The organism is Bradyrhizobium sp. (genome assembly GCF_049586575.1).
GTDB lineage: Bacteria > Pseudomonadota > Alphaproteobacteria > Rhizobiales > Xanthobacteraceae > Bradyrhizobium.
This window is the reverse complement of sequence record NZ_JBAVCF010000038.1, coordinates 1-4,703: the sequence shown is the minus strand read 5'-3', so window position 1 is coordinate 4,703 and position 4,703 is coordinate 1. Positions and strand designations below refer to the sequence as shown.

The window sequence follows — 4,703 nt, the reverse complement described above, 5'->3', positions numbered from 1 at the left end:
TAGTTCTGCGACAGCCGCTCCACCTGTGTCTCGCGGAACATCGCAAACGGCGCCTGCTTGAACTTGATCGCGACTTCGGTGCGCTTGACGCCGACCGCCTTGCCGGTGCGCAGGTAAAAGGGCACGCCTGCCCAGCGCCAGTTGTCGATGGTCAGTTTCAGCGCGGCATAGGTTTCGGTCGTGCTGTTCGGCTTGACGTCCTCGGTCTTGCGGTAATCGGGAGTTTCAGTTTCGCCGCTCTTGCCCGCCTGGTATTGGCCACGTACCGAGTTTTTGAGCGCCTCTTCCTCGCTCTGGGTCTGGATCGCCGCCAGTACCTCGGCTTTTTCCGTGCGCACCGCGTGCGCATTGAATTTCGCCGGCGGCTCCATCGCCACCAGCGACAGCAGTTGAAACAGATGGTTCGGGACCATGTCGCGCAGCGCGCCGGTTGAGTCATAGAAGCTGCCGCGATGGCCGACGCCGATCTTTTCATCAACCGTGATCTGCACGTGATCGATATGATCCCGGTTCCAGATCGGCTCGAACATACCGTTGGCAAAACGCAGCACCAGGATGTTCTGGACCGTCTCCTTGCCGAGATAATGATCGATCCGGTAGATCTGGTGCTCTTCAAGGATTTTCAATAGCTCATCATTGAGCGCTCTCGCGGAAGCCAGATCGGTCCCAAAAGGCTTTTCGACCACGAGCCGCCGCCAGGCGGCGCCCTCCTCTTTCAGCATCCCGGCACGGCCGAGTTGCTTCGCGATTGGGGCGAAGGCGACCGGCGGCGTCGCCAGATAGAACAGGCGGTTGCCACCTGTCGAGCGGTTGGCTTCCAGTTTTTCGAGCTTTTCGCGCATCGCATCGAAGGAACTGGGATCCTTCGGATCGGCTTCGATGCTGGTGACGCATTCAAGCAGCCGCTTGGCGATTGCATCCTCGATGGGACGGGTCTTGTACTTCCGCAAGCCCTCCATCAGGCTGTCGCGCATTTCGTCGCTTGACATGTCCTTGCGGGCAATCCCGACCACGCAGAATTTCTCCGGCAAGAGATCGGACACCGCCAGATTGTAAAGCGCGGGAAGCACCAGCCGATGGGTCAGATCGCCGGTAGCGCCGAAGATCACAAATGAACAAGGATCGGGTTTGTGCTGCTTGGCGGATGATTCTGTCACGAGTGACCGGCTTTCGATTTACTTGCCTGCACCGGATCAGGTTCCTGCTGCGGCTCGTTGTGGCCGCCAAACCCATGGCGCATCGCCGAGAGAATTTTTTCAGCGAAGGTATGTTCCTTGCGGGAACGAAAACGTACGAATAACGCCGCGGTCAGGACTTCGGCCGGGACTGCCTCGTCGATCGCGGCGTTCACGGTCCAGCGGCCTTCGCCGGAGTCCTCGACGAAGCCGGAATAGGTTCCAAGCGTCGGGCTTTTGGCGAGCGCCGAGGCGGTGAGATCGAGCAGCCATGAGGGGATCACGCTGCCGCGGCGCCAGACCTCCGCGATATCGGCGACGTCGAGCTCGAAACGATGGTCTTCCGGCAGTGCCTCGATATTGGCGTTCTTCAGGATGTCAAAGCCTTCGGCATAGGCCTGCATCAGTCCGTATTCGATGCCGTTGTGGACCATCTTGACGAAATGCCCGGCGCCAACCGGGCCGGTGTGCATATAGCCTTGCTCGACGCGGGGGTCGCGCCCCTGCCGCCCCTCGGTGCGCGGGATGTCGCCGAGGCCGGGGGCGAGCGTGGCGAAAATCGGATCCAGACGTTCGACCACCGGCCTGTCGCCACCGATCATCATGCAGTAGCCTCGCTCGATACCCCAAACGCCGCCGGAGGTACCGACGTCGATGTAATGGATGCCGCGCGCCTTCAGCGCCTTGCCGCGGCGGACGTCGTCCTGCCAGAATGTGTTGCCGCCGTCGATGATGACGTCGCCGCTCTCCATCAGTTTGGACAGCGCTTCGATCGTTGTTTCGGTGATATGTCCGGCCGGCAGCATCACCCAGGCGGCGCGCGGCTTTTCCAGCTTGCTGACGAATTCCTCCAGCGTGCCGGCCCCTTTTGCACCTTCCTTGGCGATCTCGGCCACGGCTTTGGCGTCCTTGTCGTAGACGACGGTCGTATGTCCGTGCCGCATCAGCCGGCGGACGATATTGCCGCCCATCCGCCCCAAGCCGATCATACCGAGCTGCATGGTTTTATCCTTTAGTTCAACGCCTGCTGGATCGCATCGTCGAGTGCCTTCAGACCTCGCGCGAGATCGCCCTTGAGATGCACCCTTAGCGCGCGTCGCCCCCGCTCGGTGAGCACGCCGAAATCGCCGCGGGCTTGAGCTGCCTTGATCACGCCAAAGCTCGCCTTCTGGCCCGGCACTGGCAGATCCTTCGCATCATCAGCCGTGACCTGAAGGAACACGCCAGAGTCCGGGCCACCTTTGTAGGCCTGGCCGGTCGAGTGCAGAAAACGGGGGCCGAATTCCGCGCAAGTCGCGACATGGCGCCGGTCGCGAACCGCGAGGCGCGCGGCCTGCAACGTATCGATATGGTCGGGATTGCGCTCGATATAGGCGAGCAGGGCGACATAGTCGCCGGCATCGATGCGCGAGAAATGGGCCTTCAGCCAGGATTCAAGCGTGCCGTCGGCGCCCGCCTTGCGCAAGTCGCTCGCATTGGCCTCGTCGGTATAGAGATCGGCCGCGTCGGTCGAAACAACCGGTGATTCTTTCGGCAGCGCGCCCGACTTTTCGAAGGCCGCGGTCAGTTCGCGCGTCTTGACCTTGGCGGCTTCGACATCCGGCTGGTTGAACGGATTGATGCCGAGAATGGCGCCTGCGACGGCCGTCGCCATTTCGAAGCGGTAAAATTCTTGCCCGATATGTTCGATCGACTTGATGACGATCCGAACGACCGGATGGCCCGCTTGCTCCAGCGCGTCGAGCTTTTCGTCATGCGCCGCGCCGCCCTCGCTTTCAGTGCGAAGATCAACGAAGAAGCGGTCGTCGCCGTAGGCTGAGACATCGCCGAGCGTCTCGCCCTCGATTGGGACAAGACCCTTGCCGTCCTTGCCGGTCGATTCGGCGATGAGCTGTTCGGCCCATGCGCCGAAATCCGCGATCTTTTTCGATGAGAAAATCGTGACCTTGTCGCGGCCTTCAAGGCCCGCAAGTCCCATGGCGAGGCCAAGCTGAACGCCGGGATTTTCATGAGGCGGCACATCCGCGCCGCAGGAGCGGACCATCGCCAGCGTATGGTGGATCAGGCTATGCACATCGATGCCGGCGGTCGCAGCAGGCACAAGGCCGAACGGCGACAACACCGAATAGCGGCCGCCGATCGCGGGGTCGCCGTGGAAAGTTCGCGCAAAACCCTGTTTGGCTGCGACTTTCTCCAGCGATGAGCCGGGATCGGTCACGGCGATGAAGCGGTGCCCAGCCTTGTCGGCGCCGATGGCTTTGGACACTTGCGCGAAGAAGTAATCCTTCATCACGTTGGGTTCGGTGGTGCCGCCGGATTTGCTCGAAACGATGAACAGCGTTTTCTTGATATCGACCGCTTTTTCCATCGCGCGGACCTGCGCCGGGTCGGTGGAATCGAGCACGTGCAATTTGGGGAAGCCGGGCTTTTTCGGGAAGGTTTTCGCCAGCACTTCGGGCCCGAGGCTCGATCCGCCCATTCCGAGCACGACCGCGTCGGAGAAATTCTGCCCCTTCACCCGCCGCGCGTAATCTTCGTAATCCGCGATGTCGGCCTTGGCCGGGCTGTCCAGCCAGCCCAGCCACTTGTTCTCGTCGCCATTGGTCCAGACCGATTTGTCCTTGTGCCAAAGCCTCCGGATCTTGGCCGAAGCGCGCCATTCCTCGGTGCTCTTCTCGACCGCTTTCTCAAGACTGGCGCCAAGCGCGAGCTTCTGCGCGCCGATGGCGGCGCCGAGTACGGTCGCGCGCTTCTGGGCGACCGCGCCGTAAAGCTTGTCGGCGGCATCCGCAAATAGTTTGACGCCGTCCTTGACCAATTCTTCCGTGATGGCATCGAGCGAAATGCCGGATTTATCGAGCTCGGCGAGGACGTGCCTGGCCTCCTCGACATTTTCCTCGAGGCTGTCGCGCAGCTTGCCGTGATCGCGGAAGGCGTTCAGCGTAGCCGGCGGTACGGTATTGACGGTGTTGGCGCCGATCAGCTCCTCGACATAGAGCACGTCGCGATAGTCCTTGTTCTTGGTGCCGGTGGAGGCCCACAGCAATCGCTGCGGTTTGGCGCCCTTGGCGGCGAGCTTTTCCCAGCGCGCACCGGAAAACAGCTGCTTGTACTCTTGATACGCCAGCTTCGCGTTGGCGATTGCCACCTTGCCCTTCAGCGCCGCCAGCCGCGCCTTCTCATGCGGGTCGTTGGCGCGCGCGATTCTTTCGTCGAGCTGCTTGTCCACCGCCGTATCGATACGGCTGACGAAGAAGCTTGCGACGCTGGCGACATGGGAGGGATCGCCCCCATCGGCCACGAGCTTTTCGAGGCCCGCGAGATAGGCCTTGGCAACCTGAACATAGACCTTTTGCGAGAACAGCAGCGTGATGTTGATGCTGATGCCTTCGCCGATCAGGTGTTCGATCGCGGGCAGGCCCTCCGCCGTCGCCGGCACCTTGATCATCAAATTCTTGCGATCGACGTGCTTCCACAGCCGCTCGGCTTCGGCGATGGTGCCCTTGGTATCCAGCGCCAGGTAGGGCG

General features: G+C 61.6%; 3 protein-coding genes. All 3 read right to left on the bottom strand.

Annotation, left to right across the window (positions count from 1 at the left end):
- Positions 1-1,157 (bottom strand): glucose-6-phosphate dehydrogenase (gene zwf / locus WB528_RS01285; protein ID WP_423886623.1); only part of this gene is annotated, 1,157 nt, incomplete at its 3' end.
- On the bottom strand, positions 1,154-2,176 hold the full coding sequence (gnd, locus tag WB528_RS01280) for a phosphogluconate dehydrogenase (NAD(+)-dependent, decarboxylating) (RefSeq protein WP_423886622.1): 1,023 nt from the start codon (positions 2,174-2,176) through the stop codon (positions 1,154-1,156). The genes gnd and zwf, both read right to left, overlap by 4 nt.
- An 11-nt stretch (positions 2,177-2,187) precedes the next feature.
- On the bottom strand, positions 2,188-4,703 hold a 2,516-nt coding region (locus WB528_RS01275), incomplete at its 5' end, for a bifunctional transaldolase/phosoglucose isomerase (RefSeq protein ID WP_423886621.1).